Origin of the sequence: Enterococcus gallinarum, from assembly GCF_021496385.1 — a bacterium.
GTDB lineage: Bacteria > Bacillota > Bacilli > Lactobacillales > Enterococcaceae > Enterococcus_D > Enterococcus_D gallinarum.
In genome coordinates this window covers 804,487-831,475 of sequence record NZ_CP050816.1, presented here as the reverse complement: position 1 = coordinate 831,475, position 26,989 = coordinate 804,487, and the positions used below count along the sequence as shown (strand labels likewise).

Below are 26,989 nucleotides of genomic sequence, written 5' to 3'. Positions count from 1 at the left end.
CAAATTGATCCCTCCATAAATTTCATTGTCTCATTGATTATAACGCATTTCGGCTCAAGCGTTCGACTTTTCCCATGTCCTTGCAGAATACTGCTGCCCCAGTTGCCACTAGCAGTTGCTTTATTCACCCATCAACATAAGATGGCAGGTTCGATTCCTAACTCGGTTTTGGTCAAAATCCACGAAATAAATATACCCTACAGAACCAATTTCAAGCTTTCCTTCATGTAAAATAAAACTTTCACTCGCCCCGAAAAACGAAGAACGGATATGGGCATCGCCATTTAAAATCGTTGCTGGATCTGTCGGATAGTTAGGATCATCTAGGCTCATCAGAAATTCCAAATGTTTCGGTCCAGGGTAACGATAATTTGTATTTTCCGAGAGTTCTCTAGGCACTAGTTTATCCAAAATGCGATTCAGATCAACTTGTAAAAATTCATCCCCATTAAAATCCGTATCATGCATGAATTCCTCGAAAATGACGGAACAAGTTGTGTGTGGGGATTGGACTAAACAGATGCCGTTTTTGATTTGGCTTCTCTCTACAAAGTCCTTCACTTTTTGCGTAATATTATGATAAGATACCCGATTGCCATTTGATGTCAATGTTAGCTGTTCTTTCGCGAATTTCATCTTTTAATCCCCTCATCTCTTAGCTCAGCAACTTTTTTGATCATTTCTGTCAAAACGTTCTGCGGATCTGGCGCGCAGACGATACCACTGGTGCCACCCGTTCCGTCGGCTCCTGATTGCAGTGCTTTTGCCACATCGTCTGCGGTCGAAATACCAGCCGCTTGTAAAATCTTGATTTCTTTGTTGATGGCACGGATGGCTTGATTGGTTTCTTCCATATAAGAAACGTCGCTCGTTTGACCGGTACCAATCAATTCAGTTGGTTCACAAACCATAATGTCAGGCTGCAGAGCTGCCACTGCTTTAGCTTCTTGCAGTGAATTCGCGCAAGCAATCGTGATGAGCCCCAACTCATCTGCCCGATTAATCGCTTTTGCGAGTTCATCTAATGTCATTGGGTGTTCTGCATGATTGAGAAATGTCGCTGCTACGCCGACATTTGCTACTGATTCAGGTAAGACGTAGCCCATTCCCCGTCCAACAGTCATGCCATCGATGTGTTGAACCGTAATGAACAAATGATTCGTAGCTTGTTTGATCGTTGCGGCATCTGCGTGCTGCACCGTGAACAAGATATCAACGTCATATTTTTCCGCTAATTGATCGGCGGCTTTTGCCAGTGCCAAGGATTCTTTTCCGTATAAATAGGCTTTGGGATTGACTACAAAAAAGGGTGCTCGTAACTGCTTTTTCCTCATGCTTATCCTCCTAACAAGTTTTTGTATGAAAAACGTGATAGTAATGTGCTAGCGTATCTGCCATTCCTTGATTCGCTGCTTTCTTTAGTTCAAAGTAGTCAGCAGGCTGCTGTTCTTGAATCTTGGTCATTGCGGCTGTAACGAAATCTGTAAAGATGTTGATTTTTCGGATCCCGCCTTGTGCACATTTTTCAAGATTTTCATCACCAGAAGAAGAACCGCCATGTAAGACTAACGGAATAGTAATGGCTTGATGGATCTCACTTAGTACATCAAAGTTGATTTTAGGCGTTCCTCGGTAATGCCCATGGGCTGTGCCGATCGAAACGGCTAACGAATCAACATTCGTTTGTTCAGCAAATCTTACTGCTTCATGGAAGTCGGTATAAATCGAATCAGAAAGCCCCGTTGCTTCCAAACTGCCGCCAGAGCCGACATACCCAATTTCTGCCTCTACGACCACCCCATATTGATGGGCATAATCGGCGATCGCTTTGGAGCGGCGGATATTTTCTTCAAGCGGGTCTTCTGACGCATCGATCATGACAGAAGTGAAGCCTAAACGAATCGCTTCCTTGATGACTTCCTCATCTTGACCATGATCCAAATGCAACGCTACGGGGAAGGCGCTTTTTTCAGCCAAATACTTCCCAATCAGGGCTGCTTCTTCCAAACTCAGCATATCCATATGTGATTGGGCAAAAGCCAAGATCAATGGACACCCTAGCCTAGCAGCCGTTTCAACATAGGTGCGGGCACTGTCTAGATCAAAAAAGTTGGCTGCGGGAATGGCATAGTTGAATTCCTCTGCATGGTCAAACATTTCTTTTGTGGTAACAAGCATTTTGCAAGACTCCTTTATTCTCTGATTTTCTTTTCGATTTCTGCATACATTTCTTCGATACCGATCCCTGTCAATAAAGGCAATCCCATGATGACTTTGTCTTTGATGGAATCAGGGACTACCGTGGTACTCACAACAATGTCGTAATCGTCGATCTTGTTCATTTCATCCGCGACTTTGGATTGATACAATTTGACTTCATTCGTCAGTTCTTTTTCTTTTAGCCATTCTTTGACTTTATTGGTTACGATCGTTGATGTCGCTACTCCGGTTCCACACATGATCAATAATTTTTTCATTGTTCTTCCTCCTACATGACGCTTTGTTTTTTAGGTAACACCTTGTTAACATAGATCAAACCGATGACAACAATCGCACCGATGATCGCTAATCCGCCCCAGCTCAATACTTTTGTCAAACCGACATAAAGCCAGGTAGTCCATAGTCCGCCTTCAGCTAGAGCTGTGATCGTTGAATTTCCTTGTAAGTCAAAATTGGCAGACTTAGCAGCTGTTGTTACTAATGGTGCGACCCAAGAAGTGATATACAAAATACTGGTCATATAAATTGTCCCTGCGATAACCGTCCGGATAATATTTCCGCCAAATACTGCTGCCATCAAACAGACAAGAAACGGAATCGTTGCTAAATCTCCAAAAGGCAATGTCGTATTTCCTGGCAAAACAACCGCTAAAAGTATCGTAATTGGTACGAGTAATAATGACGAAGACAATACTGCTGGATGTCCGACAGAAAGCGCCGCATCCATCCCAATGTAAAGCTCTCTTCCAGGGAAACGTTTCTTCACAAAGTCATTGGCAGACTCAGATATAGGTGTAAGCCCTTCCATTAATAGAGCAACCATTTTTGGCATAATGACCATCACTGCGCCGGTTTTAACTGCTAATTGGCCAGTGCCTGCCACATCATAGCCAGCGAGAATTCCGATGATCAAACCAATCAGAAAGCCCATAACTGTCGAGTCCCCAAAGACACCAAAACGTTTTTGAATCGATTCCGGGTCAGCTTTCCAGTCTCGCAATCCCGGAATACGATCGAATAACCAGTTCATCGGTAAAGCGAAAACAAATCCTGGAGCAGCGGTCCCGTGTGGGAAAGTGATATTCGGGAAACCATAGAATTTATTAATGATCGGTCCTAAAATATCTCCCATCAAAAGAATCATCATTAGATAGATGACGGTTGCAGCGATCCCCATGGCAAAGTTGCCAGTCAAAGCATAGACCAACGAAGAAATGAACGCCGCATGCCAAATATTCCAGATATCGACATTCAATGTTTTCGTCAGGCCAAAAATAATCAAAACAACATTTAACACAACACCGATCGGAATTGCCAGACTTCCTAGAATCGTCCCATAGGAAATCGCAGCTGCTGCCGGCCAGCCAACATCAATCGTCGTCAGATTCAAGCCAAATCGCTCAACCATCTGTTGCGCTGCTGGTCCTAAGCTATTGCTTAACAGGTCGATCACTAGATTCAAGCCCACAAAACCGACACCAACTGTTAAAGCAGATGTGAAAGCCTTGCCTGGTTTCGTTCCCAGAATAAGACCAAAAATAAATATCAAAATCGGGAGTACAACGATTGACCCTAAATCAACAAACCACTGTAACGCATTTAACATGATATTCCCTCCTTATTCCAATCCATACTGTTGCAAAATCATCCGATATTCCTCAACATCATGGATGTCTCTTAACTTTTCCAACACACCATTTTTTTGAAACATTTCGATCAAGTTTTGCAGCATTTGTAATTGTTCGTGCGGCTCCTTTAATGCCAACATAAAGATTAATGAAACTGAAATTTCTTTGTCCCTTGTTCCCATTTCAATGAATGGCAATGGATCTGTCAATGAAAGAAAGCCAACTTGCGATCTCTTGACATACTGACTATCTGTATGAGGAATCGCCACGCCAATCCCATTGATCATCAGACCGGTTGGAAAAACCGCCTCTCTTTTAATCACGTTGTCAAGATACGCCTCTGTCACACATTCATTCTTTAAAAATTCCTCTGTAAGTAGCCGAAATGCTGCTTCTTTAGATTCTACTTCTTTGTTTAATAAAGCAATTTGCTGGTCAAAAAACATTCGGGGTCCCTCCTTTTACAAGTTTACGATAAAGTTCTTCTCGATTTTTACTGCTAACCACCCATCGTATTTCTTCAGGAGAGTTGAATAAATCGTAAATAGATGCAATCAATTCTTTTGCTTCTGACATATTTTTTTCAGCGATTGCCAAGAGAACGACTAATTGAACTTCCGTATCTCCCCATTTTATGGCTTTAGGTAGTGTAACAAATGCTAGTTTTGTTGTTTTGACAGTCTGCGGATCGGCATGCGGAATCGCTACGCCTGTCTTTAATCCGGTACTGCCTAATTCTTCTCGTGCATAAAGTGACTGCTTAAAATCGTTGGTGACTAAATGATGGCTCAAATAACTCTCTGCAAGAAAATCTAAGACGTCTTTTTTGGTGTTAAACGGTTGGTTAATGTACAAAAATGCCGGATCTAGATATTTCTGCAATAGCTCTGATGATTGGTATTTGGATGAATGCAGTTTCTTTTCATTTTCATTCAGGTTTGAAAGATTTGCCGAAATCATGGCAATTTCTTCAGTTGTCGGTAATGGTGAAACATAGAGAACAGGGGGTGACACTTCCTCCAACGGAACAGTTGAAATGATCAGATCCACTAATTCTAGTGATGTACTGGCTAATTTCTCTGCACTGATGATCTCTAAAACTGTCGTAGCAGAAATCGTTTGTTTGATCCGGTTAAAGATCAGCTCAGAAGTGGCTAATCCAGAGCTGCAAACGATCAGCACATGCTTTGTGACTTTGATTTTTTCAAAAGCGAGTTGAAAATGAATCGTTAGAAATGACACTTCATCTTCTGTCAAGAAGAGTGCAAAGTTTTTTTCTAGTCCGCCAATCGCATATTTCGTTAATGTAAACATGGTCGAGTATTGCTTCTTGATCAATCGCAACAAAGGATTTTTGACTAACATGCCATTTTTCAGACGATGGATCATAGGGACAATATGCGAAAGCAGTGCTTGCAACAATAAGTTATCTTGTGTCAAATCAGTATCTAGCAAACGGGACATCTTCTCGATCATTTCTTCCGTTGTTTCGATCACGTTGGCTTCTCTTTTTTCCGTAATCTGCATATACGGCTCAATTCCATGAGCTAAAAGCAATGAACAAATGTATTGGATATCTGTCTCTGCTAGGGAAACAGCTAGTTCACTTTCAATCCGTTCTGCAAAGGAAACAGCAACCATATACAGTTTCATCTGTTTTAATTTCTCAAATCCCAAATTCTCTTGCTGTTCCAAATGTCTTCCTAGACAAATCCGTGAAAGAAAAATTTCCAACGATACCGTCAAGGATTCCACAAAATAACTATTGAGTTGGCGACCAAGTGTTAAGGATATTTCTGAAATCAGTGCTGTAGTCAAGGTAACGATCTTCGGATCAAACAATGTCTGAATGGCAGAGTGATCCAATCTTGCAGAATCTGTATGTTTTTCAAGAAAAGATTTGAAAGTTGCTTGTTGAACAGATTCTTCCTCCTCTAGCTTCAACCCTTTTGCAGACATTGACGCACGAACTTTTTTCTTCTGACAAAAAGCGAATAATTCATCTACATCTTTTTTGATCGACTGATAACTAACGTAGAAATATTCTGCAAATCCTTGGTAATGCATTGGCTTTTTCGAGAAGAAATAATTTGCAAAGATAAACAATTTACGATATTCAGGAGAATATTCGTCAACGATTTTACCTTCAGTAACGATGAGTTTGTAGCCTTTTTCCCTTGCAGTGGGATTCCCTTCAAGCTTGACCCCTCTTCTAGGCAAACGAGCAATGGTCAACCCGTAAGGCTTGATTTTTTCTTCCAGACTCGCCAAATCTGTATAGACTGTTTTTAAAGAAACATAGAGCTGTTCTTGAAAAAAAGCGGCTGGTCTGAACTCTTTTTGTGTCAGCAGCAATTGCAACAACACTTTCTCTCTTTTACTCAAATCCATTTGACCACCTCCAGGAAGCGCTTCCTTAACTATATATTAGGGAATCAGCGCATAATAGTAAATAATATCTGATTACCACATTAATCTGGTAATTGTATCACATAGTGACCATTCCACCACTAGACAAACAGCTTTTCAATCTGGAGGGATTCTTGTATGCTAAGTAAAACAATGAATGATAGAAAGGATGAACCAAATGGAGCACACAAACGATTCATTAGACCGAGGACCTTTTTTCCACGGAACAAAAGCATCATTACAATTAGGCGAATTACTGGAACCAAAAAAAGAATCCAACTTTGAAGCCGGTCGGATCTCAAACTACATTTACTTCACCGCAACATTGGATGCAGCCAAATGGGGAGCCGAATTAGCCAAAGGAACTGGGCAAGAAAGAATTTATTTGGTTGAACCGACTGGGCCTTTTGAAAATGACCCGAACTTGACCGATAAGCGATTCCCTGGTAATCCGACCCGTTCCTACCGTTCTGCCTCTCCGCTGAAAGTCGTCGCAGAATTAGGGGCATGGGAACGGCATTCGGAAGAAGTGATTCAACAGATGTTATCCCACCTGCAGCAACTAACAGAAGATGGAAAAGCCGAAATCATTGATTGACAGTTTTCTTAGCACGCAAACGCCACCCTTGTTTCTGGCCGTCGAAAAGAAAAATATTCCAACAAGTGCCATGCTACAATGCAGAAAAGACACTGATTAAAAGAAGAAAGTAGGAATAACGATGTATGTAGGATTTGATATTGGCGGCACAACGATCAAATACGGGGTTCTTGATGAAACAGGAGCAATTCTGGAAAAAAATATGCTTCCGACAAACTACGATCCCCAGTCTTTCTATCAAAATTTAATCACAATTATTAATGAAGCTAAAAGTCGCTATCCGATCGCCGGGATTGGGATCAGTGCGCCGGGCATCGTGCAAAAAGACGGTTTGATGCTGACAGCTGGCGCCATCAAACCATTGTACGGCGAGAATTTCAAAACCACATTAGAAGAATGCTGTGGTTTACCAGTTTCTGTCGAGAATGATGCCAATGCAGCCGCCATCGCAGAGAAATGGATCGGCAATGCCCAATCCTTCTCCAATTACCTTTGCCTCGTCTTAGGAACTGGTGTAGGCGGAGGGATCGTAATCAATGATCAAGTGTATCGCGGTGCCCACGGCATGGCAGGAGAATTTGGCTGGATGGTGATCGACGCCTTGCCTTCTACAGGTAATAGTGAGGAAGTTTCGATCAATCGTAAAGCTGCTGTCGTTGATGGGCTCGTTCGGATCTACAATCAAAAAGGCGGTCAGCTGGCAGGATTTCAAGCGACGACAGATGCTCGAGAAATTTTTCAGCGCGCACAGATGGGAGAAACATTAGCAGAAACAGTGACCCAACAGTTCCTGACAGATTTGTCCGTCGGGTTGATCAATTTGATCAGCTGTTTCGATCCAGAAGCCATTTTGATTGGCGGTGGTATCAGTGCCAACCCATATTTCTTTGAACGACTGCAACAGACATTAACAACTGTCGAAACACAACACGCTGCCATCAACTATTTGCGGGGAAAAACGATTGCTCCTGTGCTGCCTGCCAAATTGCAAAATGACGCCGGATTAATTGGTGCAGTTTATCAGATTCATCAGCAACTCACTCGCTAAATCATGGTATACTCGTCATATACTCTTATGGGATAGCGAGGAACATTTATGGCCGTTTTTCAGCATTTGAACTTAAACAAATTGTCTTCAGTCGAACAAGAGATCTATCGCTTTATTGTCAATAATTTAGAAAAAGTCCCTTATATGCGAGTACGGGATATTGCAGATGATGCCCATGTTTCTTCCACTTCTGTCTTTCGTTTTGTTCAAAAAGTGGGATTCGATTCCTTTCCTGAATTTCGCTTTTATATCAAGACCCATTTAGAAAAAGTCCATTATGAAGAACATCAAAAACAGTTATCCCTTGAAGAACGCATCCGTGGATTGAACATGACGATTTTCCATCCCGATGTCGAATACCAAATCAAGAAGATGGCGCAAACACTGCGAGATGCGGACTGTATTTTATTTATGGGGATGGGGGCGTCTGGAGCAATTGCACAGTATGTCGCCCGCAAGCTCGCAAATATCGGCTACTTCTGCATCAGCATCGATGAATTGACTTACCCGATCCGCAGCTTCTTACGAGCCGATCAAAAAAACGTTCTGGTTTTCTTGAGTGTTTCTGGTGAAACAAAAGAATTGATCGAAGTCATTACTGGATTAGCTAATAAAGCGATTGCCCAAAAATATTGTATTACGAGAAATAAAGAGAGTTCTCTTGCCCATTTATGTGACTACTCGATCGAATACGCAGTCAAAGAAGAGCGCAAAGACATCTTCCTCGATCTGACTAGCCAGCTTCCAGCCATCGCCATCGTGGAAACACTGATTGGTTATTTACAAGATGAACCTACCCCTCAATGATGAACGAGCACAGAAAGTACCAGACAACGAAGAACGCCCTAGCCAGAACACTCGCTTTACAGCAGCAGTTTTCTGACTAGTGGCTGCAATCAAGCGTTTGTCTTGCTGCTTTCTGTTTTTTGTAACCACTTGTTCCGACTGTGGAATAAATTTCTTCCTCACAGAATTTGATTCTAAAAACGAATGCGCTTACTTTTTCAGGCAACCTTTCGCTATAATAAGTCCATCAAATAGAGAAAGGTGTTACTGTTATGCAAAAATTTAATGATCTACTAGACCGGTCCTTGGTACCAATTGCCACCAGATTGAATAACCAGCGACACGTCGCAGCGATTCGTGATGCATTTATGTTGATTTTCCCGTTGACGATTTCTTCTTCATTAGTTATTTTGGTTAACAATATCTTATTTTCCAACGATAGTTTTATCGTGCAATTATTTCAACTCTCAAAAATCTTTCCCAATTTAGAAAGTGCCCAGCAAGTACTGGCATCTGTTGCTAACGGAACCATCAATATCATGAGCGTATTCATTGCTTATCTGGTTGCCCAACTGCTAGCAAAACACTTTGATGCAGATGCGACACTAGTTGGTTTGACAAGTGTAGCTGCGTTTATGATTTTATATCCGACTTCTTTCTCAGTTGACGGTGTCAATGCCATCTCCACCCAATATTTAGGCGCACAAGGCTTATTCGTCGCCATGATCGTTGCTTGTCTGGTAGGAGAATTCTTGCCGAAACTATTCAAAGTCAAACGATTACAGATCAAAATGCCCGATATGGTACCGCCGGCAGTTTCCCGTTCGTTTTCTGGAATGATTCCTATCGTGATCATCGTAGCAGTTACCGCATTGATCAATTTCCTAGTACTGATGATTGCGCCAGAGGGCATCAATGAATTGATCTACAAAGGGATCCAAAGTCCGTTGCGTGATTTAGGAGGAAATGTCGTTGGTGTCTTGATTTTAGCTTTCTTACAAACACTGCTCTTCTCCATCGGGATTCACGGACCAAATACATTGAATGCCGTTCGTTCAGCAATTTTTACAGAACAGGATTTAGCCAACTTGGATTTCATCAATCAAGGCGGTTCCTTGTGGGATGTACCTTACAAAGAAACGTGGGGCGTTTTGAACGACATGTTTGCTAATATGGGCGGAACGGGAATGACGTTAGGGCTGATCATTGCCATTTTCATCGCCTCGAAGCGACCAGAACAACGGGAGATCGCTAAGATGTCACTTGTTCCAGGAATCTTTCAGATCAACGAACCGATTATCTTCGGGTTACCGATCGTCTTGAATCCGATTATGATCATTCCCTTTATATTGACTCCAATGGTCAATATTCTAGTTGGTTATTTTGTAACAGTCATTTGGCCGATCATGCCGACACCAGCAATCGGTGTGCCTTGGACCACACCGGGAATCATCAACTTGTTCCTAGGAACTGGCGGAAATGCAGTAGCTGCAATCGTTGGTGTGGTCTGTCTGGCGATTTCCGTATTGATCTACTTGCCATTCGTGATTGCTTCAAACCGTTCACAAAAAATCGAAGCGTAACTTTTTTAGGAGGAAAGAATTATGAGCAGCAAAATGCCAAAAGATTTTCTATGGGGTGGCGCAATTGCTGCCCATCAAGCAGAAGGGGCTTGGAATGTCGCAGGACGCGGCATGAGTATTGCTGATGTGATGACTGCTGGAGGAAACGGGATTCCTCGTGAAATCACGAGAGGCATCAAAGAAGATGTGTATTATCCTAATCACGAAGCGATCGACTTTTATCACCGCTACAAAGAAGATATTCAATTATTCAAAGCGTTAGGCTTAAAGTGTCTGCGTACATCGATCTCCTGGAGCCGTATTTTTCCAACCGGCCAAGAGGACGAGCCCAATGAAGCAGGCCTGCAATATTATGATGACCTTTTTGACGAACTATTAAACAATGGGATCGAACCAATCATTACACTGTCTCATTTTGAAATGCCTTATGCGATTTATGAAACCTACGGTGGCTTTGTCAATAAAGCCGTGATTCCCCTCTTCGTTAAATTCGCAACCTGCGTTTTTGAACGCTACAAAGATAAAGTCACCTACTGGATGACATTCAATGAAATCAATAATCAAGCAGACGGACAGGAACCATTACATGTCTGGACAAACTCCGCCATGATCATCGAAGAAGAAAGCAAGAAAGAAGAACTGGTCTTTCAAGCGGGTGTCAACGAACTGATCGCTAGTGCGGCGGCAGTCATTGAGGGGAAAAAAATCAATCCAGACTTTCAAATCGGCTGTATGATGGCTTATGTCCCAATCTATCCTTATTCCTGTGCACCAGAAGATTTGATGGCTTCGGTCAAAGCCAATGAACGTCGTTACTTCTATAGTGACATCCACGTCAGAGGAAAGATTCCGACCTATGCACAAACTTACTGGCAGCAAAAAGGGATCAAAATCCAAATCAGTGAGGAAGAGAAGGCTTTACTAAAGGCAGGGACTGTTGATTATATTGGTTTCAGCTATTATATGTCAGGAACGATTACGACATTGGAAACTGTCGAAGGCCAACCGACCGACGATATCCCTCACGCAAAAATCGTCCGTAATCCCTATATCACCGCGACGGATTGGGGATGGCCAATTGATCCCGTAGGACTTCGCTATGTTTTAAACACGATCTATCAACGTTATGACTTGCCGCTCTTTATCGTAGAGAATGGCTTTGGTGCCTATGATCAATTAACAGAAGAAAACACGATCCATGATCCCTACCGTATCTCTTATTTACGTCAGCACATCGAACAACTGGAGAAAGCAGTAATAGAAGATGGTGTACCCGTCTTAGGTTATACTCCTTGGGGAATCATCGATATCGTCAGTTTCGGCAGCGGAGAAATGGAGAAACGCTACGGCATGATCTATGTTGATAAAGACAATGCTGGCAACGGAAGTCTGCAACGCTTGAAAAAAGATTCCTTTGCTTGGTATCAACGGGTCATCGCTACGAACGGTGAAGAACTTTAACAGAAGTCTTGCTACTATCCCAAAAGTAAAAGCGACTACCTAAAAGACTGTTCTTTCAGGTGGTCGCTTTATTAAGGTTTCTTATTTGATTTCCTCTATACTAGAAGTGATTACCCAGTCATCCATGTTCTTCCCTCGTTGATACGTAAAAGGTTCAATCGCTTCCAGTTCAGCAATTCGATAAATGGCCAAAAATTTCTTTCCTGCCCAACGCTCCATTTGTTTTTTGGATAAATTTAATTCTGATTGGTGCTGCTCAACAAATTGTTGTGATTCTTCAGGTGTCATTTTCTCCGTTTCAATCACGTTCTCAATCATGCCACGATGAGTAACTAAAAGATCGCCACCTGTTTCCACGAAGTAGACACGGTCGCCAACTTTTGCGCGTCCACCTAACGGAGATTTGCGCCCTGCTGCCCCACGGATGATGGCGTTCTTTTCTCCCGCCAACAATTTCTGCAGCTCTTTGCCTTCTTTGTTTAGATAGACTAGATGCTCCGCTACTCCTTCTTTGCCTTCAACCCAAGAACTCACCATTTCCTTTTCTCCTTTTTTCGATTATCATAGCAGAAGAAAGCGGTTTAGACTACAAATTTTTCATGTCATTTTAATCAGCTAGTTCCCCTTACAAATGACGAAAAATGCGAATATATCAGCAATTCAACGAATCGTTGCGTTCTTTATTTCCTGATTCAACGATTCATTTCTTGCACCTATCAATCAAAGGAGGCTACTCTGATGGTAGAGATTGGAGAAAATATCAAAAAGTTGCGCAAAGCAAAAAGGATGACCCAAAAAGAGGTGGCTAATCAATTGAATGTCACGCCGCAAACGATTTCTAAATGGGAGCGAAATATCAGTTATCCGGATTTGGATATGTTAGTCAAGCTAAGTCAGTTGTTCCATATTTCAACCGATGCTCTTTTAGGCAATACAAAACCAACTTTTTTTGCTTCCTTATTCTCAAAAAAGAAAAGAGGGAAAACGATGGAAAAAGTACCAGCAACTCCGTCCACTATCCAAACAGACAAGCTGTCCTCATCTGAGAAACAGATCATGATTTTTAGTGTCAGCAGCTGGATAACCGAGGGAGAACTGCAAACACAACGTCTGCAGTTAAAATTACAGAAATATTTTACTGTTCAAAGGCAGCCGATTGCGGTAGAGATGTACAGCTTGTCAAAAGTCGCAGAAAAAGCGCCAGCTGCTGATTTGATCCTCCTGACTCCTGAAGCTCAATTTGCATTAAAAGAACTACAAGAAGCCGTACCACACACCCCGATTCTTTTGCTTAGTAGCCAAGAGTACGGTCTACTACCGATTGAACAAATCGCTGAAAAAAGTTTGCAAGCCATGCTTTAGAGCGTTCAACAAAAATAGAGCGTGGAACAAAAGTAAAAAACACTTTTGTTCCACGCTCTAAACACGTCTAAACGGTGAGAGGCGAAGCAACTCCTTCGGAAATAAGTCGAAATACCCCCAAATTTGAAAAGTAATTTCCGTGTATTCCTCCTTATTTCTCGGAGTTTAACACTTCTGTCCCAGCCTCTTTCTTATCCTGTATTAGATTTTCAGCAACCAGATCAAGCTGAGCGCTGCAATTGTTTGAACCAAACCGACTGAAAGTCCATAGAAAAGGAACTTAGGTCCTTCTTTCATGAATTTACGGAAGTCTAAGCGCAAGCCGATTGCTGCAAGGGCGATGGTCTCAAACCAGGTACTGATGAAATGTGCAGCATCATTCAACCAACTTGGCAATGCAACGAAGCTGTTCAAGATACAAATCAGCAAAAAACCTAAAACATACCAAGGAATACGCAACGATCGTTTTTGTTTTACGACGGATGCGGATTGATTTTGTTGCGACACCATTCGTTCGAAAATCAAAACCACCACGACCAATAAAATGATCCGAGCGATCTTAAACAGCATGGCATATTTGACAATCTCTGCATCAAGTAAGCTGGCACCCGCTACGACTTGCCCTACGGATTGTAGCGTTCCTCCCAACAGTGCGCTTTTTTGTAAAACATCCGAACCAAACAACGCCAGACCAAGAAACGGCAAAGTCAACATCATCACTGTTCCTAACAAATTGACGAGTGTGATGATCTGCCCTTTTTCTTCATCATCGGCTTGGATGGCTGGTGCAATCGCGCCAATCGCAGAAGAACCGCAGACCGCATTGCCTCCTGCCATCATCAAACTCATTTTTTGATTGAATCCCAACTTCTTGCCAATCAAGTAAGCCGCAGTAATAACGATCGTCATCATCAATACGATGAAAACAAAACCACGAATCCCCATCTCACTGATCGTTTGAAAGGTAACAGTAAATCCTAGCAATACAACCGAATATTCTAAAAGCCGACTTTCTGCAAATTTCGTTCCTTGCGCATACTGTTTTTGATTGAAGAACGTATTGCCTAGAACGATCCCTAATAAAATCGCCAAAGTCGCTCCTCCTAATTGCGGCAGCCAAAGAGCCAAGACTTTCGCTACAGCCGCTACAATAAATGATAACAACAAGCCAGGTAAAAATGGCTGCAGATTGACGGGTTTGATTTTTTCAACATTCATTCTTGTCCATCCTTTCATACTGCCTTATATTATACACAGCATTTTTCATCTATAACATTTATTGATATAATAGTTTTAATAGGATTTTATAATGGAAGTGATTACACTGCTGGAAAAACTAGAAACGTTCAAAATCGTTTACGAAACACAGAATTTCTCGAAAGCCGCTGAGTTGCTGTTCGTGTCTCAACCTACCGTCTCCGCCCATATCAAACAATTAGAAGAAGAATTGAATACCCAACTTTTCATTCGAAATGGCCGCATGAACATTTCAGCAACCCCACAAGCTCACCTGCTTTATCAAAGAGGGCTGAATTTATTGGACGATTGGCAGCATCTCTATCAAGAGATCCAACAAGGTACGCAACAGTTGGTTCCATGCCGGATAGGTGTTTCCCATACTTTTGCGATCTATTTGCTGCCGGATTTGCTGATGCGCTTATACACTCGCTTTCCCCACATCCAATTTCAAGTAGAGATGATGAACTCTGACGCTGTCCTGCATGCGGTAGAGCAACACGAGCTTGACCTAGGGATCATTGAAAAGCCCTTATCCGCTGCTACCGTGGAGCGATACCCATTGATGAGTGACCAGCTAGTATTGGCTGGCGATCCGGCAGTCGGACCGTGGCTTGTGCGAGAACAAAGTTCTGGGGTTTATTATTATATGAAACGCTATCTAGAAGAGCAAAATATCCAGACGCCTATTTTACAAATCGCCAATAATGAGATGATCGTTGCATTGTTGAAAAAAGGCTTCGGCTGTTCAATCATTTCTGCACGAGCTGCTGGAGATGTCCCCCATGAAGATTTAGGCGAGCGTTATCGCCGCCAATTTTATTTGGTCAAACGGACCCGCGATTCCTATAAAGAATTTGCTGCTTGTGCTTCTTTTATCCGACAATGGCAGGAGGAATAATCGGTGTCTCTTGATGCCATCAGGCAACTTCTTAATCTTTTCTTACGATTGAACTGATTTTTTTGGTAAAAAAACTCATTCATTGTTTCTTAATTATTTTGTGATAGAATAATAGGGGCTCTGACGTTCCCCTATAAAGTAAAACAGATGTGAACGACCACCTAGAAAGGACCCTGAAATGAAGGAACAGATCAAAAACAAATTAGCTCTCTTACCCGATCAACCTGGTTGTTACTTGATGAAAGACAAAAATGGTACGATCATCTATGTAGGTAAGGCGAAGATTTTAAAAAATCGTGTACGTTCCTATTTTACAGGAAGTCATGACACGAAAACGGAACGCTTAGTTCAGGAGATCGCCGACTTTGAATATGTCGTCACTGAATCCAATACTGAAGCGCTTTTGTTAGAAATCAATCTCATTCAAAAAAACAAACCAAAATACAATATTATGTTGAAGGACGACAAGTCCTATCCATTTATCAAAGTTACGAATGAACGCTATCCTAAATTGATCATCACCCGCAAAGTGTTGAAAGATGGTGCGCTTTACTTTGGCCCTTATCCGGATGCCCGAGCAGCGAATGAAACAAAACGGATCTTGGACCGCTTGTTTCCATTACGCAAATGTGGTGCATCGCAAAAACGCCCTTGTCTCTACTATCATTTGGGACAGTGCGTCTGTCCTTACGTTCATCACATGGATCCCAAGGAATACCGAAAAATCGTTGATCAAGTCAAACACTTTTTCCACGGTGGCCATGTTGAGATCCAAAAAGAACTAAAGGAAAAAATGGGCGAAGCGATTGAATCCCTTGAATTTGAACGTGCTGCGGAACTGCGCGATCAAATCCAAGCCATCGATACCGTTATGACGCGTCAAAAGATGACTTTGACCGATCTGCTTGATCGCGACGTCTTCGGTTACAGTGTGGACAAAGGCTGGATGTGTGTCCAAGTGTTCTTTATCCGCCAAGGAAAATTGATTGAGCGGGAAGTCTCCTTGTTTCCTTTTTACAACGAAGCGGAAGAAGACTTTTTGACATTCATCGGTCAATTCTACCAAAAGAACGAGCACTTCATCCCAAAAGAAATTTTTGTCCCCCAAACGATTGAACGGGAACCTCTAGAAGTGCTGCTAAAAACGAAAGTCTTGCAGCCACAACGAGGTGACAAGAAAAAATTGGTCGACTTAGCCAATAAAAACGCGCAAATCGCATTGGATCAGAAGTTTGCTCTCATCGAGCGGACAGAAGAACGGACCATCGGTGCGGTGGAAAAATTAGGTGAAGCCATGGGCATTTCGGCCCCTTATCGCATCGAGGCGTTTGACAACTCTCACATTATGGGAACCGATCCAGTTTCTGCAATGGTCGTCTTTGTGGACGGCAAGCCTTCAAAAGATGATTACCGAAAATACAAAATCAAAACCGCACAAGGCGGTGATGATTATGGTTCGATGCAGGAAGTGATCTACCGGCGCTACTCGCGAGTTTTGAAAGAGAAATTGCCATTTCCTGACTTGATCGTCATCGATGGTGGGAAAGGTCAAGTAGGCGCCGCACAAGATGTCTTGCATAACCAGTTAGGATTAGATATTCCAGTAGCTGGTCTTGTCAAAAACAATAAACATAAAACCAGTGAGTTACTGTTTGGCGATGATCTGCAGCCGATTCAGCTCGAACGAAATTCAGTCGAATTCTTTTTGCTGCAAAGAATCCAAGATGAAGTTCATCGGTTTGCCATTACTTTCCACAGACAATTGCGCAGCAAGAACAGTTTCTCTTCAAGATTGGATGAAATTCCTGGTTTAGGACCAAAACGTAAGCAACAGCTAATGAAAACCTTCAAATCGCTGAAAAACATTCAAGCAGCTTCCGTGGCAGAGATCCAGCAAGCGGGCATTCCGCAAGCCGTTGCCGAAACAATTTTAGAAAAATTATCCGATCAAAAGAAAACCACGTCCTAGAAACACTCGGACGTGGTTTTTGCTGGAATGAATCATCGAATTGTTTGGAAAGGCCACTAAGACATAAACGTGCTCTCAAGGGAATAGCGGAATGTTTCGTTCCCTTTCAGGCCTGTCTCTTAGATGGCTCTTTCACAAAATTCGTTACCCAGATATCTAGATATGTTTTCCTAAGCAATCAACAAGTTGACACGCAAGCCATCCAGTTCAGCTTTCTGCTCTTGTGTGATATGAGAATCTGTAATCAAATAATCACATTCATCTGGTGCAGCAAATTGCTTGAAACTCCGCTGATTGATCTTGCTGGATTCACATAGAACAATTTTGATCCGACTAATATTGATCAGGCTTTTCTTCATTTCAGCCGTTTCGTAATTAGGAGTTGAATGCCCATAATTCTTGTCAAAAGAAGTGGTGCCTAGAATCACTTTATCCACGGAAAAACCCGCTAATCCCAATGCCACAGAACTGCCTGAAACATAGGGATAGCCATTTCGAATGGTACCGCCAATGACTTGCACTTGATAATTGGTTTTCTCACTTATCAATAAGGCAATCTCCAAATCATAGGTCAAAATCGTCAAATGCTTCAGTGGACTGTTGATCAATTTTTCTGCAAACGCACGGCAAGATGTTCCTGTATCAATCGCCAAAATATCATTTTCTTCGATCAATCGGACCGCACGTTCAGCGATGCGGTATTTTTCATTGGTAAAGGCCCGATTTTTGGGGATCGTCTCAACACTTCGTTGAAATTCACGTTTAATCACGCCACCGTGGGTTCGAGTGACTAACCCCTCATTCTCAAGTTCTCGTAAATCATTGCGGATCGTTGAACCCGTCACATTGAAAAGTTCCGCCAACTCAGCAACTTGCATCCGGTTTTTCTCATTGACTATTTTAACGATTGATTGTTTTCTTTCCTCTGCGTACAATTGATCATCCATCTTCTATCACCTTTTTGTGTTTTGTTTCATTATAAAAGAAACTGAAAATGGAAGCAATCAAACTAAAATGATTCGTCAAAGACAATGACATTTTTCAAACCTACTGCATTGACAGCATTTTCAAGCGCCTGAGGAAACTCATTGATTGTGTAACATTTTGTAATCAATTTTTTCAACGGAATTCTGCCACTAGCAACTAGCTGTGCGGATGTTCGATAGCCTGCCAAGCTGGCACGAGTACAACCAAAAACGCGTAATTGTTTGTAATGAAGAATGTTCGTGTTCAATTTGACTTCCTCTTTCTCCTTTGGCAAGCCGCCAAAGAAGAGACAGCGACCGTTTGTCGCCATATAACTGAAACTTGCTTCTTGTGCCTGTGGTGCCGGCGCGGCAATAATACACAGGTCTACCCCTTGACCATTGGTTTCAGCAAAAACTTTTTCCTGCAATCCATCAGAGGTCAATGGAACCAAGTCGGGAATTATTTCCGGTTCTGTTGCAAAGTTTTAAATAAAGAATAAAATCCCTTACGGTATCTATGATTTAAGCTGGGATTCCCAATAATACCTTGATTTCAGTACAGACCGAAAACCCGAAGAGAGTGCCTTCTTTTCGGGTTTTCTTATATAATCCTCGAATGGCTTCCATGCCTTTAATCGTGGTAGAGGCAGTGCGTAAACTTCGATAGAATTTATTGCGTCTCTTTACTGGACGATGGTCTTGTTCGATCAAATTATTCAGGTATTTAATGGTACGATGTTCTGTCCCTTGATAAAAGCCGTATTCTTTTAGTTTCTTAAAGGCACTTGTAATAGAGGGGGCTTTATCTGTGACTACAACCTTCGGTTCATCAAACTGCTTCACTAACCGCTTAAGAAAAGCATAGGCTGCTTGTGTGTCCCGTTTTTTACGTAACCAAATATCCAAGGTTAAACCATCTGCATCGATGGCTCGATACAAATAATGCCATTTTCCTTTAATTTTGATGTACGTTTCATCCATTTTCCATGAATAAAAGGATTTTTTATTTTTCTTTTTCCAAATTTGATAGAGTAGTTTGCCATATTCTTGCACCCAACGATAAATCGTCGTATGAGAAACGTTAATGCCACGATCATATAAGATTTCTTGAACTTCACGATAGCTAAGGTTATAACGAAGATAGTAGCCCACGGCTACAATAATCACATCCTGCTGAAATTGCTTTCCTTTAAAATGACTCATCGTCATTCCTCCTGCTATCTTTTTCTATTATTCTACCTTATCTGATAGTAGATTTAAAACTTTGCAACAGAACCATTATTGTCACTTAGACGTTCATTGTTACAGGTGGAAAGGCGAAGCATGATCTCACCCAGTGTCAATATTTTAGTCATAAAGATCATCCTTAATCTTTTTAAATTCTGTCATGTATTCTTTAGCGATACGCGTGACACCTTTATAGTCTCCAGTTTCAGCGGGCTTCAAAAGATTGCCCCCGACGCCGACTGTTACCACACCTGCCCTGAACCAGTCTTTCATGTTTTCCAACGACACCCCTCCGGTTGGCATAATATTTATCTGTGGCAAGGGGGCTTTGAAGGCAGATATGATTGCTGGGCCATATGCCGATCCGGGAAATAATTTTACGATATCTACGCCTGCTTTTAGAGACTCTTTTATCTCCGTTACGGTTAGACACCCTGGTAAATAAGGTATTTGATACAGGTTACAAACTTCTGCTGTTGCTTGATCGAAGGTCGGACTAACTATAAATTCAGCTCCTGCCATTATGGCTAAACGGGCAGTAGTGACATCTAAAACTGTTCCCGCACCAATTACTACGCTAGAATCCAAGTTCTCCGAAACTAATTCCCTAATAACCTCTGCAGCATTAGGCAATGTAAAAGTAACTTCGATTCCCTTTATTCCACCTTGAATCAATGCTTCACAGGATCGTTTTCCTTGTTCTTTAGAAGCTCCGCGAACTACCGCAATGACACCTGATTCTTCAATTTTAGTTAATAATTCTACACGTTTCATTCTTTAGCACCCTTCTCCGTCTTTCAAACGATACTTCCTATCTCATTTCCATTCATCTGCATCCCATACTGAATAGTTAAATGAGGATCTTTCATTTCAGGAAAAACAACCATAATCGAAGTATCCTTATTGTTTTCCTTCAAAAGAGATAGATCAATTTCTGCTAACAACGTATTCTTTGTGACTCTTTCGTTTTCTTCTACTAGAATATTATAGCCATTACCTTGCAATTCCACGGTATCAATCCCCATATGAATCAATGCTTCTTCTCCATGCTCACCTTTGATGATTATGGCGTGTTTTGTAGGAAAAATTGACATAATCGTTCCATTAAACGGTGCATACACCTGTCCATTTTCTGGCTTGATCGCAAATCCTTCACCCATCATTTTCTTTGAAAAAACGGGATCATTAACATCTGTGATTTTTACAACATATCCTTGAACTGGGTTATAGATCTTTTCATGTCCAGCTTCTTTGACAATCCCTTTCTTCTGTTCTTCTTGTTCCATTGCTTCATTAGGGTCGAAAAAGAAATAGACCAATCCGCCAGATACAATCATTCCCGTTAAATGAATAATGAAATAATCTTTGATACCAGTTGCGCTATACAAATAAGTAACAATTCCGGGTATAGCTGCCACACCCATACCAGTACTTTTAGCATGTAACAATCCTGCAACTAAACCCGCAGTTGCCCCACCTGTTAAGGCAAAAAGGAACGGTTTGCCAAATTTTAGATTCACTCCGAAGATCGCTGGCTCTGTGATCCCCAAGAAAGCTGGCAATGAAGCCGACATCAAAAAGCCACGTTTCTTTTTATCCTGAACTTTCCATCCAGTTACTAAGGCCGCAGTTGCTTGTGCAATAATTCCACCAGTAATCATTGCATTAAATGGGTTAAATCCCGTATTCGCTAACAAATCTGTTTCCAAAGCCAAAAATATATGATGCATTCCAGTGACAACAATGGCTTGTTGCGTTCCTCCAATAATCAAACCGCCTAATCCGAAGGGTAAACCAATTACTGCTTTTGCAGCGCCCAAAACAAGCAATTCAATGTATTGGCAAATTGGACCAATGATAATCAAACCTAATAATCCAGCAACTAAAATCGTTGTAAATGGTGTGACAATCAAATCAAGGACATCAGGAACTTTCTTTTTTAGTGCTTTTTCCGTTTTTGCGGCTATAATCGCCACCATTAGGGCCGGTAATACCGAACCTTGATAACCTACAACATTCAAATCTAATCCGAAAAACGTAAATGTAATCGCGTCTGCTACCCCTTTAGCGACATCGCTAGGATTTGGTAACAACGGGTTGACCAACATCAAACCCAGAACAATCCCTAACACTGGACTTCCACCAAATTGCTTCATTCCCGCCCATGCAATCAGTACAGGCAAAAATGTGAAAGCTGTTTTCATCAAAATAGTTGCGATTGTCAAAACATTTGGGTTCATTTCTACACCAAAAGCGTTGATACAATTGATAAAACCGCTAAATAATCCGGTAGCAACCAAAACTGGAATAACTGGAATGAAAATATCCCCTAAAATTCGCGATACTTTTTTAGGTAAAGACATCCCCTCATATAGATCGCCTTTAATATCTGTATTTAACTCAGTACTCGTATTTCCAACCACAATAGCATACACACGATCAACAAATCCCGTTCCAAGAATAATCTGGTATTGCTCTCCAGCAAAAAATTGCCCCTTTACCCCATCAATATTTTCAATCTCAGCTTCGTTAACTACTTTTTTGTCGTTCAAGGTCAAACGCAAGCGTGAGGAACAGTGTCCTACAGCTCGAATGTTTTCTTTTCCACCAATCGCTTCAATGATTGCATTTGCTACCATAACATCTTTATTTTGATTCATTTTTTAACTCCTCCTTAAGGTCTTCCTGCAGATCCATCTGGCAAACGGCACAATGTCCAGTCAGCCATCCGATCATGTGTTGGAAAAGCCGCCGCAGCTTCCTCATCAATATCGACACCAATACCTGGTTGATCATTCAGATAAATGTACCCATCCTTTGCAACCGGTGTTCCCGGAAATACTTTGTACGTATTCTCTTTAATGCTGCAACTCCATTCTTGGATACCGAAGTTCGTGGAAGTAATACTTAAATGCGTATTCACCGCATGCCCGATCCCTGTCATATCACCTGGGCCATGCCACGCAGTTCGCACACCATAAGCATCTGCCAAGGAAATAATTTTTCTTGTTGGTGTAATTCCGCCCACCTGACTCAGATGCAATCGCAAATAGTCGATTGTCCGGTTTTGGATAAGCCCCGTCCATTCATGGGGATTATTAAACAGTTCTCCCATTGCTAGCGGAATATTGGTATGGCTTCGTAAATGCTCAAACCATTGGACTTGTTCTGGCGGCAATGCATCCTCTAAGAACAACAAGTCAAATTTCTCCAGCTGATTAGCAAATTTTACCGCTTCACTGGGAGATAAGCGTTCATGCACATCATGACAAAGCTTGATCGAGTCTCCAAATTTTTCTCTCAATTTTTCAAACCCTTCAATCATTGTCTTCATATAAACATCTGGATCGTAGTAAACACCGGGAGTATTATCCTTAGGTAAATGCATCGCCTGATTATTTCCGCCATACCCGCCAATCTGTACGCGAATCTGTTTCCAGCCTTGATCGACTCGCGTTTGCACTAACTCAACAGCATCACTGACACTTTGTGCATCGGCATGAATATAGGCTGGAACAGCATCACGAACCTTTCCACCAAACAATTGATAAAGCGGCATATTCGCCAGTTTCCCTTTAATATCCCAAAGTGCCATGTCGATTCCTGACAAAGCGTTGTTCAATACCGGACCGTTTCGCCAATAGCTACTCACCGAAGCTGTGCGCCAAATATCTTCTATCCGTTGCGGATCTTTACCAATCAAAAATGGTTTTAAGTATTTATCAATCGCTGTTACAACTACTTCATATCTCTGTGTAAATGTTGCACAACCCACTCCATAAATACTTGGGTCATTCGTTGTCACTTTAACTGCTACTAAGTTGATGCCTTCTGGAGCCGTGGTAATTACTTTAATATCTTCAATTACTAGCGCTTTCATCATTTGTTAAAACCTCTTTCTTAAATTTGACTCAAGTATAAGCGAATCCTTTTTTTCTGCCTATAGCGTCTGTGAACTTAAATAAATGATTCAGCATTAGATTCTTTTCCCAAAAATTGAAATTTTTCCCAGATAGTCAAAGAAAAAAACTCCCTAATTAGAGAGTTTTTTCTGTTTATATTCCATATAGCGTAAGAATAGAATACTTACTAAAATAAAATAGGGATCTAACACGCTGTATTTTTTCCAATTACCAATAGGAACTTGCTCCAAATTAACAAAAATATTTTCATTACTGAAGTGGGCGATTTGATTCTCTGAGAAGCTCGTAATCACAACAAATGGCACACCCTTCACCTTCAAGTCTTTAGCAAAGGAATGAGCGTTGTCTGATCGTCCTCTCAATGAAATAATAAAAACCAAGTCTTCTGTCGTTAACGTATCCGTTAGGGAACCAATCTCATCAACCCCCTCAACTACGTAAAAATGTTCATCACCTGCTAGAAAGACCCGACGCATCTCTTGTGCGACAGCCCTTTGTAGAGTTCCTGTACCATAAATAAAGACTTTTTTACTACTTTGAATAAGTTGAAAAATCGTTGAGAAATCCCGGTACTTCATTTCATTCATAGAGTTAGCGATAATCGAAACATACTGATCAATTAAGTTTCCTTCCAAATCTTCTGCTTCTAATTCTGCTTTAAGTGCATACTTCAATTCAGAGAAACCCTTATATGATATTTTTTGAGCAAAACGATGAATACTAGATTTGGAATAATTGCATTTTTTTGCCAAATTAACTAATGTTGATTCTGAGGCTTCTTTTTTATTGTTAGAAATGTATTTCCAGATTGCTAGATCATTCTCATTAAGGTCAAAAAAATATTTACTAACTAGCTCTTCTGTTTTAATAGACACTATTTTTCACCTCGTTAAGGTATTTTCTTCATTGTAATCTTCAGCAGCCGTGATCGGATCAAAATTAGCTACCATTAAGTTATTGATTCCATTTATTGGAGTAGGTTTATTAGTCAACGTTGTCTGAAAGACGTCTTGTAGGTTTGAGGCTGGATCTGTACTAACCAGCATTACTTTATTTCCATCTTGTGCTAAAGAAGTGGCTGTCGCACAAGCGGTAGTTGTTTTCCCTACGCCACCTTTACCAGTGAAAAATAGATATTTAGTTAAGCCCATCTTTTGGGGCATATATTATAACATTTATTCTCCTCCTTACTTAAACTAGAAAAGAGGCTGTTAACAACAGCCTTCGCTTCCATCATTTCCTCCACAGCATCCACCAGAGTTATTAACCGGCTGAGCAACAAAGTGAATCGCACCATATTTTCCAAATTCTTCTAACGTAGGATAAGATCCTTCTTTGACAATTTCTCCGTCTAGCAATGTAACTGGTAAAATATCATTTCCTTTTTGTTGTAACAACTTTAAAATCGTGGAGTTATTAACAAAAGCATCTGGATCACTTGTAAGATTATGACGTGAAGCTTCTACTGAATCTATTCCCTCAAATGTCTCAAAAACTGAAGTCACCATGAGTAATTCTTCGTCTACAGAAGGTCCACACACTCCTGTTGAGCAACACATTGCTGGTTCAAATAGTTCCAATTTTTTCATCTTCTTTACAATTACAGTTTGATGTATCACAAATGCAATTCTCTTCATTAGAAAATAATTGCATCATTGAACCCATAAATTGATCTACAAAGCTATCTGTCAATTGATATCTGTGCCATGTTCCATCTTTGGTAACAAGCACAATACCAACTTTTTCTAATACTTTAATATGGTGTGAAAGGGTCGGTTGAGTAAAATCAAAATGATCTAAAATATCGCATGCGCATAAGCTGCCACAAGACAATATATCAATGATTTTTAACCGTTTTGGATCAGCAAGTGCTTTAAGCATTACTGACATTTCATCATAGTTCATACTTAATCCTCCTGAACATAGACGCTTATCTATGCATTAATATAGATAAATATCTATAAATCGTCAATCGTTTCTGTATTTTTTATGCTTGATGAATGAGAGTGTAAAATATTTTGTGTAAATAGAAAAAAGGAAGTCCCTTCTGTAGAATAGAGTTACCACAACACATTCACAGAAGAGAGGACTTCCCTATGAACGATTTTACTACAGAAATTCTAAAGACTCTAGCGAACAAAGGCGATTTGAATGAATTATTCCGTGTCCATTTGGAGAAAGCAGTCAATACGCTTCTCAAAACGGAGTTAACGGCTTTCCTAGATTACGAAAAGTATGATCGCATTGGTTTTAACACGGGTAATTCTCGTAACGGCTCCTATGACCGTACGGTCAAGACCGAGTATGGGGAACTTCATCTCCAGATTCCGCGCGACCGCAATGGTGAGTTCAAGCAACAGACTGTTCCTGCTTATAGACGGACGAATGACACGTTAGAGGAGACCGTCATTCACCTCTTCCGAAAAGGTATTACCATGTCGGAAATCGCAGACTTGATTGAGAAAATGTATGGGCATTACTACACGCCCCAAACCATGTCCAATATAACAAAATCATTTACAGAAGAGGTAACGGCGTTTAAAGGGCGGGAGCTTCATGACCGTTATGCTGCTATTTATATGGACGCAACGTATATTCCGTTAAAGCGGAAAACCGTCGCCAAGGAAGCTATTCATATCGCAGTTGGCATTCGCGGACGGATCAAAGGAAGTATTGAGCTATGCGATTGCACCGACTGAATCCATCACGATTTGGGAGGAAATTTTATTGGACCTTCAAGAGCGCGGTTTGAAAAATGTCCTCCTGTTCATCACGGATGGCTTAAAGGGGATGGTAGGGCGATTAGTCGGTTCTATCCCAAAGCTCGTTTTCAACATTGTTGTGTACACGTTTCCCGTAATATCAGTCACAAAGTGCGTGTCGATGATCGTAAGGAAGTCTGTGATGATTTTAAAATGGTGTATCAAGCCTCATCTAAAGAGGTGGCGTTGGAAGCACGTGGTGCTTTTGCGGAAAAATGGAAAACCAGCTATCCAAAAGTGGTTGAATCGATTCTTTCGAACGATCACTTGCTCACTTTCTATGATTTCCCCTTGGCCATACGCAAGAGTATTTATTCTACGAACTTGATTGAATCCTTTAATAAGCAAATCAAGAAATACAGCCACCGCAAGGAACAGTTCCAAAACGAAGAGTCGATGGAACGTTTCTTAGTCTCGTCTTTTGATACTTACAACCAAAAATTCCTAGGTCGCAGTCATAAAGGCTTTCAACAGGCCGAAGGCGAACTTGAACAAATGCTAAGCCAACTGATTGAGAATTAGAAACAATCTGCAGTAGGGAAGAATCATTTACACAAAATTATTGACGCTCCCTGATGAATAATCAATAGAACCAAAAAAGCATTAACATCGATAATTTTCTTTATCAATGTTAATGCTTCATATTGGTATATCGATCTAATAGATTTAATTCATCAAATGTAACACAATCAGATTGTGTCACATTAGGCTTTTGATATTTTCGGTAAGATTTGATTATCTCAGAACATTAATATTGCCCCTTTAAAAAATTTTGTCAGTACTTTTAAGTTATTATATTCTGAAAATTCAAAATTTTCGATAAAGTCCATATAATTATGTAAAAGCAAAAAGGCCATATGAACGCCTCTTTACGGTACAATGTTTTTAACCACTAAAAACATACCCAG

At 41.1% G+C, this 26,989-nt stretch carries 26 protein-coding genes and 2 pseudogenes; 9 read left to right on the top strand and 19 right to left on the bottom strand.

Going from position 1 to position 26,989, the window contains the following annotated elements; genetic code table 11:
- Positions 1–120 precede the first annotated feature (120 nt).
- The 7 genes from HED61_RS04065 to HED61_RS04035 are packed head-to-tail and all read right to left on the bottom strand — an operon-like array spanning position 121 to position 6,239.
- The gene (locus tag HED61_RS04065; RefSeq protein WP_005469964.1) at positions 121–636 is read right to left on the bottom strand and encodes a YjbQ family protein; all 516 of its coding nucleotides are present in this window, start codon (positions 634–636) and stop codon (positions 121–123) included.
- Positions 633–1,334, bottom strand: coding sequence for a triose-phosphate isomerase (locus HED61_RS04060; RefSeq protein ID WP_003127909.1), 702 nt, complete (start codon positions 1,332–1,334; stop codon positions 633–635). Before HED61_RS04060 ends, HED61_RS04065 begins: the two co-directional genes overlap by 4 nt.
- A 10-nt stretch (positions 1,335–1,344) precedes the next feature.
- Positions 1,345–2,178, bottom strand: a complete 834-nt coding sequence (locus tag HED61_RS04055; protein ID WP_142976977.1) for a class II fructose-bisphosphate aldolase — start codon at positions 2,176–2,178, stop codon at positions 1,345–1,347.
- A gap of 14 nt (positions 2,179–2,192) precedes the next feature.
- A complete protein-coding gene (locus HED61_RS04050; RefSeq protein ID WP_029486244.1) occupies positions 2,193–2,477 on the bottom strand; it encodes a PTS sugar transporter subunit IIB in 285 nt (94 codons plus the stop codon).
- 11 nt (positions 2,478–2,488) lie between these two features.
- A complete protein-coding gene (locus HED61_RS04045) occupies positions 2,489–3,826 on the bottom strand; it encodes a PTS galactitol transporter subunit IIC (protein ID WP_003127905.1) in 1,338 nt (445 codons plus the stop codon).
- Between the two features lie 12 nt (positions 3,827–3,838).
- Entirely contained in the window at positions 3,839–4,294 is a 456-nt protein-coding gene (locus HED61_RS04040; RefSeq protein ID WP_003127904.1) for a PTS sugar transporter subunit IIA, read from the bottom strand.
- The gene (locus tag HED61_RS04035) at positions 4,284–6,239 is read right to left on the bottom strand and encodes a BglG family transcription antiterminator (protein WP_003127903.1); all 1,956 of its coding nucleotides are present in this window, start codon (positions 6,237–6,239) and stop codon (positions 4,284–4,286) included. Before HED61_RS04035 ends, HED61_RS04040 begins: the two co-directional genes overlap by 11 nt.
- 196 nt (positions 6,240–6,435) lie before the next feature.
- Between HED61_RS04035 and arr the strand changes: the two genes are divergently transcribed.
- From arr to HED61_RS04010, 5 genes are all read left to right on the top strand, one after another.
- The gene (gene arr / locus HED61_RS04030; RefSeq protein WP_003127902.1) at positions 6,436–6,855 is read left to right on the top strand and encodes an NAD(+)--rifampin ADP-ribosyltransferase; all 420 of its coding nucleotides are present in this window, start codon (positions 6,436–6,438) and stop codon (positions 6,853–6,855) included.
- Positions 6,856–6,976: 121 nt separating this feature from the next.
- Complete coding sequence (locus HED61_RS04025) at positions 6,977–7,903, top strand: ROK family protein (RefSeq protein WP_003127901.1); 927 nt, start codon at positions 6,977–6,979, stop codon at positions 7,901–7,903.
- 48 nt (positions 7,904–7,951) lie between these two features.
- Positions 7,952–8,710: a MurR/RpiR family transcriptional regulator gene (locus HED61_RS04020; RefSeq protein ID WP_003127900.1), complete on the top strand. Its 759-nt coding sequence runs from the start codon at positions 7,952–7,954 to the stop codon at positions 8,708–8,710.
- A 251-nt stretch (positions 8,711–8,961) separates the two neighbouring features.
- Positions 8,962–10,272 carry a PTS sugar transporter subunit IIC gene (locus HED61_RS04015; RefSeq protein WP_003127899.1) on the top strand — a complete coding sequence of 437 codons (1,311 nt, stop codon included), beginning with the start codon at positions 8,962–8,964 and terminating at the stop codon, positions 10,270–10,272.
- Positions 10,273–10,293: 21 nt separating this feature from the next.
- Entirely contained in the window at positions 10,294–11,733 is a 1,440-nt protein-coding gene (locus HED61_RS04010) for a 6-phospho-beta-glucosidase (RefSeq protein ID WP_003127898.1), read from the top strand.
- A gap of 81 nt (positions 11,734–11,814) precedes the next feature.
- On the opposite strand, the gene HED61_RS04005 is transcribed toward HED61_RS04010, so the two are convergent.
- Positions 11,815–12,270: a hypothetical protein gene (locus tag HED61_RS04005; protein ID WP_021150666.1), complete on the bottom strand. Its 456-nt coding sequence runs from the start codon at positions 12,268–12,270 to the stop codon at positions 11,815–11,817.
- Between the two features lie 201 nt (positions 12,271–12,471).
- Here HED61_RS04005 and HED61_RS04000 point away from each other — a divergent pair, with 201 nt between their 5' ends.
- Complete coding sequence (locus HED61_RS04000) at positions 12,472–13,095, top strand: helix-turn-helix domain-containing protein (RefSeq protein ID WP_003127896.1); 624 nt, start codon at positions 12,472–12,474, stop codon at positions 13,093–13,095.
- A 201-nt stretch (positions 13,096–13,296) separates the two neighbouring features.
- On the opposite strand, the gene HED61_RS03995 is transcribed toward HED61_RS04000, so the two are convergent.
- On the bottom strand, positions 13,297–14,313 hold the full coding sequence (locus HED61_RS03995) for a YeiH family protein (protein WP_005469953.1): 1,017 nt from the start codon (positions 14,311–14,313) through the stop codon (positions 13,297–13,299).
- Positions 14,314–14,404: 91 nt separating this feature from the next.
- Between HED61_RS03995 and HED61_RS03990 the strand changes: the two genes are divergently transcribed.
- Both HED61_RS03990 and uvrC read left to right on the top strand, forming a co-directional pair.
- The gene (locus HED61_RS03990) at positions 14,405–15,232 is read left to right on the top strand and encodes a LysR family transcriptional regulator (RefSeq protein WP_219645222.1); all 828 of its coding nucleotides are present in this window, start codon (positions 14,405–14,407) and stop codon (positions 15,230–15,232) included.
- Positions 15,233–15,410: 178 nt separating this feature from the next.
- Positions 15,411–17,201, top strand: coding sequence for an excinuclease ABC subunit UvrC (uvrC, locus tag HED61_RS03985; protein ID WP_003127892.1), 1,791 nt, complete (start codon positions 15,411–15,413; stop codon positions 17,199–17,201).
- A gap of 170 nt (positions 17,202–17,371) precedes the next feature.
- Here uvrC and HED61_RS03980 read toward each other — a convergent pair whose 3' ends face one another.
- From HED61_RS03980 to HED61_RS03935, 10 genes and pseudogenes are all read right to left on the bottom strand, one after another.
- Positions 17,372–18,148 (bottom strand): DeoR/GlpR family DNA-binding transcription regulator, encoded by a 777-nt coding sequence (locus tag HED61_RS03980; protein WP_021150671.1) that lies wholly within the window; start codon positions 18,146–18,148, stop codon positions 17,372–17,374.
- 62 nt (positions 18,149–18,210) lie between these two features.
- Positions 18,211–18,621 carry a zinc-binding dehydrogenase gene (locus tag HED61_RS03975; RefSeq protein WP_021150672.1) on the bottom strand — a complete coding sequence of 137 codons (411 nt, stop codon included), beginning with the start codon at positions 18,619–18,621 and terminating at the stop codon, positions 18,211–18,213.
- A 70-nt stretch (positions 18,622–18,691) separates the two neighbouring features.
- The gene (locus HED61_RS03970) at positions 18,692–19,372 is read right to left on the bottom strand and encodes an IS6-like element IS1216 family transposase (protein ID WP_002331383.1); all 681 of its coding nucleotides are present in this window, start codon (positions 19,370–19,372) and stop codon (positions 18,692–18,694) included.
- Between the two features lie 144 nt (positions 19,373–19,516).
- The gene (locus tag HED61_RS03965) at positions 19,517–20,170 is read right to left on the bottom strand and encodes a bifunctional 4-hydroxy-2-oxoglutarate aldolase/2-dehydro-3-deoxy-phosphogluconate aldolase (RefSeq protein ID WP_021150673.1); all 654 of its coding nucleotides are present in this window, start codon (positions 20,168–20,170) and stop codon (positions 19,517–19,519) included.
- 23 nt (positions 20,171–20,193) lie between these two features.
- Positions 20,194–22,056, bottom strand: coding sequence for a PTS transporter subunit IIBCA (locus HED61_RS03960; RefSeq protein WP_003127879.1), 1,863 nt, complete (start codon positions 22,054–22,056; stop codon positions 20,194–20,196).
- A gap of 14 nt (positions 22,057–22,070) precedes the next feature.
- The gene (locus HED61_RS03955; protein ID WP_003127878.1) at positions 22,071–23,279 is read right to left on the bottom strand and encodes a D-galactonate dehydratase; all 1,209 of its coding nucleotides are present in this window, start codon (positions 23,277–23,279) and stop codon (positions 22,071–22,073) included.
- Between the two features lie 150 nt (positions 23,280–23,429).
- Positions 23,430–24,194 carry a MurR/RpiR family transcriptional regulator gene (locus HED61_RS03950; protein WP_003127877.1) on the bottom strand — a complete coding sequence of 255 codons (765 nt, stop codon included), beginning with the start codon at positions 24,192–24,194 and terminating at the stop codon, positions 23,430–23,432.
- Positions 24,195–24,221: 27 nt separating this feature from the next.
- Positions 24,222–24,482 (bottom strand): annotated as a pseudogene (locus HED61_RS03945) (ArsA-related P-loop ATPase); the annotation flags it as partial.
- 48 nt (positions 24,483–24,530) lie between these two features.
- Complete coding sequence (gene arsD / locus HED61_RS03940) at positions 24,531–24,908, bottom strand: arsenite efflux transporter metallochaperone ArsD (RefSeq protein WP_005469942.1); 378 nt, start codon at positions 24,906–24,908, stop codon at positions 24,531–24,533.
- The gene (locus HED61_RS03935) at positions 24,886–25,224 is read right to left on the bottom strand and encodes an ArsR/SmtB family transcription factor (RefSeq protein ID WP_219645223.1); all 339 of its coding nucleotides are present in this window, start codon (positions 25,222–25,224) and stop codon (positions 24,886–24,888) included. The genes arsD and HED61_RS03935 overlap by 23 nt, the downstream gene beginning before the upstream one ends.
- A 191-nt stretch (positions 25,225–25,415) precedes the next feature.
- Between HED61_RS03935 and HED61_RS03930 the strand changes: the two are divergent.
- Positions 25,416–26,603: pseudogene (locus HED61_RS03930) on the top strand (IS256 family transposase).
- The last annotated feature ends 386 nt before the right edge of the window (positions 26,604–26,989 follow it).

Bases quoted from the DNA above. Each gene is read 5' to 3' on its own strand.
- HED61_RS03990 (WP_219645222.1), top strand. From the start codon at position 14,405: ATGGAAGTGATTACACTGCTGGAAAAACTAGAAACGTTCAAAATCGTT.
- HED61_RS03935 (WP_219645223.1), bottom strand. From the start codon at position 25,224: ATGAACTATGATGAAATGTCAGTAATGCTTAAAGCACTTGCTGATCCA.
- HED61_RS03980 (WP_021150671.1), bottom strand. From the start codon at position 18,148: ATGGATGATCAATTGTACGCAGAGGAAAGAAAACAATCAATCGTTAAA.
- HED61_RS03995 (WP_005469953.1), bottom strand. From the start codon at position 14,313: ATGAATGTTGAAAAAATCAAACCCGTCAATCTGCAGCCATTTTTACCT.
- HED61_RS04010 (WP_003127898.1), top strand. From the start codon at position 10,294: ATGAGCAGCAAAATGCCAAAAGATTTTCTATGGGGTGGCGCAATTGCT.
- HED61_RS03965 (WP_021150673.1), bottom strand. From the start codon at position 20,170: ATGAAACGTGTAGAATTATTAACTAAAATTGAAGAATCAGGTGTCATT.
- HED61_RS04015 (WP_003127899.1), top strand. From the start codon at position 8,962: ATGCAAAAATTTAATGATCTACTAGACCGGTCCTTGGTACCAATTGCC.
- HED61_RS03960 (WP_003127879.1), bottom strand. From the start codon at position 22,056: ATGAATCAAAATAAAGATGTTATGGTAGCAAATGCAATCATTGAAGCG.
- HED61_RS04035 (WP_003127903.1), bottom strand. From the start codon at position 6,239: ATGGATTTGAGTAAAAGAGAGAAAGTGTTGTTGCAATTGCTGCTGACA.
- HED61_RS04025 (WP_003127901.1), top strand. From the start codon at position 6,977: ATGTATGTAGGATTTGATATTGGCGGCACAACGATCAAATACGGGGTT.
- HED61_RS04055 (WP_142976977.1), bottom strand. From the start codon at position 2,178: ATGCTTGTTACCACAAAAGAAATGTTTGACCATGCAGAGGAATTCAAC.
- HED61_RS03955 (WP_003127878.1), bottom strand. From the start codon at position 23,279: ATGATGAAAGCGCTAGTAATTGAAGATATTAAAGTAATTACCACGGCT.
- HED61_RS04060 (WP_003127909.1), bottom strand. From the start codon at position 1,334: ATGAGGAAAAAGCAGTTACGAGCACCCTTTTTTGTAGTCAATCCCAAA.
- HED61_RS04065 (WP_005469964.1), bottom strand. From the start codon at position 636: ATGAAATTCGCGAAAGAACAGCTAACATTGACATCAAATGGCAATCGG.
- uvrC (WP_003127892.1), top strand. From the start codon at position 15,411: ATGAAGGAACAGATCAAAAACAAATTAGCTCTCTTACCCGATCAACCT.
- arsD (WP_005469942.1), bottom strand. From the start codon at position 24,908: ATGAAAAAATTGGAACTATTTGAACCAGCAATGTGTTGCTCAACAGGA.
- HED61_RS04045 (WP_003127905.1), bottom strand. From the start codon at position 3,826: ATGTTAAATGCGTTACAGTGGTTTGTTGATTTAGGGTCAATCGTTGTA.
- HED61_RS04005 (WP_021150666.1), bottom strand. From the start codon at position 12,270: ATGGTGAGTTCTTGGGTTGAAGGCAAAGAAGGAGTAGCGGAGCATCTA.
- HED61_RS04020 (WP_003127900.1), top strand. From the start codon at position 7,952: ATGGCCGTTTTTCAGCATTTGAACTTAAACAAATTGTCTTCAGTCGAA.
- HED61_RS04040 (WP_003127904.1), bottom strand. From the start codon at position 4,294: ATGTTTTTTGACCAGCAAATTGCTTTATTAAACAAAGAAGTAGAATCT.
- arr (WP_003127902.1), top strand. From the start codon at position 6,436: ATGGAGCACACAAACGATTCATTAGACCGAGGACCTTTTTTCCACGGA.
- HED61_RS04050 (WP_029486244.1), bottom strand. From the start codon at position 2,477: ATGAAAAAATTATTGATCATGTGTGGAACCGGAGTAGCGACATCAACG.
- HED61_RS04000 (WP_003127896.1), top strand. From the start codon at position 12,472: ATGGTAGAGATTGGAGAAAATATCAAAAAGTTGCGCAAAGCAAAAAGG.
- HED61_RS03970 (WP_002331383.1), bottom strand. From the start codon at position 19,372: ATGAGTCATTTTAAAGGAAAGCAATTTCAGCAGGATGTGATTATTGTA.